The organism is Finegoldia sp. P1-F-LS, from assembly GCF_052932205.1.
The window spans coordinates 1-1049 of the sequence record NZ_JBRFJH010000025.1; the positions used below are offsets into that span (position 1 = coordinate 1).

Genomic DNA, 1049 nt, shown 5'->3' on the forward strand with positions numbered 1-1049 from the left:
GAAATGTAAAAGTAAATAAGTATGGTGATAAAAGCAAGAGGGATACACCTGTACCCATGCCGAACACAGAAGTTAAGCCTCTTAACGCCGATGGTACTACGATGGAAACGTCGTGGGAGAGTAGGTAATTGCCAAACAATTTTAATTGGTTGGACTACGAGCCCACTTGTGGGAGATCTAGACCTAACAGAAATCTATGATTTCGTCGTAGGTCTGATGCAACCAGTTGCCACGAATCTTTGATTCGTAGGAACTGTCTGCTGTAGGTAGTCGCCAAACAAAAGAAATTAAAGTTTGATTACTAAAGGAAAATTTAATAATTCCATTCGCTCAGCCTCACTTCAGAAATCTTCTTTAAAGATAAAAAATGAAGATTTCCTCGTTCGAAGCGTCACTCATGGAAAACATTAAATTTTCGAATAAAAGTAATCAAACTTTAAAAAGCGAACACCACTCATAAGAGTGGTAATAATCCTAGGTAGCTCAATGGTGGAGCACTCGGCTGTTAACCGATAGGCTGTGGGTTCGAGTCCCACCCTGGGAGCCAAATGCCGGGGTGGCGGAACTGGCAGACGCACAGGACTTAAAATCCTGCGGTGGTTAAACACCGTATCGGTTCGATTCCGATCCTCGGCACCAATAACGCGGGATAGAGCAGTTTGGTAGCTCGTCGGGCTCATAACCCGGAGGTCGTAGGTTCAAATCCTGCTCCCGCAACCATACATACACAACAAATTATATAATATGGCGGAGTAGCTCAGATGGCTAGAGCACACGGTTCATACCCGTGGTGTCAGGGGTTCGATTCCCTTCTCCGCTACCAATTTTTTATTCAGCGGTTGTGTTATTTGAAAATTAAATTAAAAGGCCCATGGTCACAGGGCTAGATTTAAAAAATAATAAACTTTAAACCTTAGTAATTAGGCCCTATGGTCAAGCGGTTAAGACATCGCCCTTTCACGGCGGTATCCCGGGTTCGAATCCCGGTAGGGTCACCAGATATATGGGCGATTAGCTCAGCTGGGAGAGCATCTGCCTTACAAGCAGGG

Annotated in this window: 5 tRNA genes and 1 rRNA gene; all 6 read left to right on the plus strand. The window is 44.4% G+C overall.

From position 1 onward, the window contains the following. Positions 1–20 precede the first annotated feature (20 nt). The 6 genes from rrf (at position 21) to ACU68Y_RS09045 (ending at position 998) form a co-directional block, all read left to right on the plus strand. Positions 21–137: ribosomal RNA gene (rrf, locus tag ACU68Y_RS09020) — 5S ribosomal RNA — on the plus strand. Positions 138–472: 335 nt separating this feature from the next. Further along, positions 473–547: transfer RNA gene (locus ACU68Y_RS09025), tRNA-Asn, on the plus strand. A gap of 3 nt (positions 548–550) precedes the next feature. Further along, a tRNA-Leu gene (locus ACU68Y_RS09030) sits at positions 551–639 on the plus strand. 4 nt (positions 640–643) lie between these two features. Continuing rightward, positions 644–720: transfer RNA gene (locus tag ACU68Y_RS09035), tRNA-Met, on the plus strand. A gap of 26 nt (positions 721–746) precedes the next feature. Further along, positions 747–823 (plus strand) — tRNA-Met (locus ACU68Y_RS09040). A 100-nt stretch (positions 824–923) separates the two neighbouring features. Then, positions 924–998, plus strand: a tRNA-Glu gene (locus ACU68Y_RS09045). Positions 999–1049 lie beyond the last annotated feature (51 nt).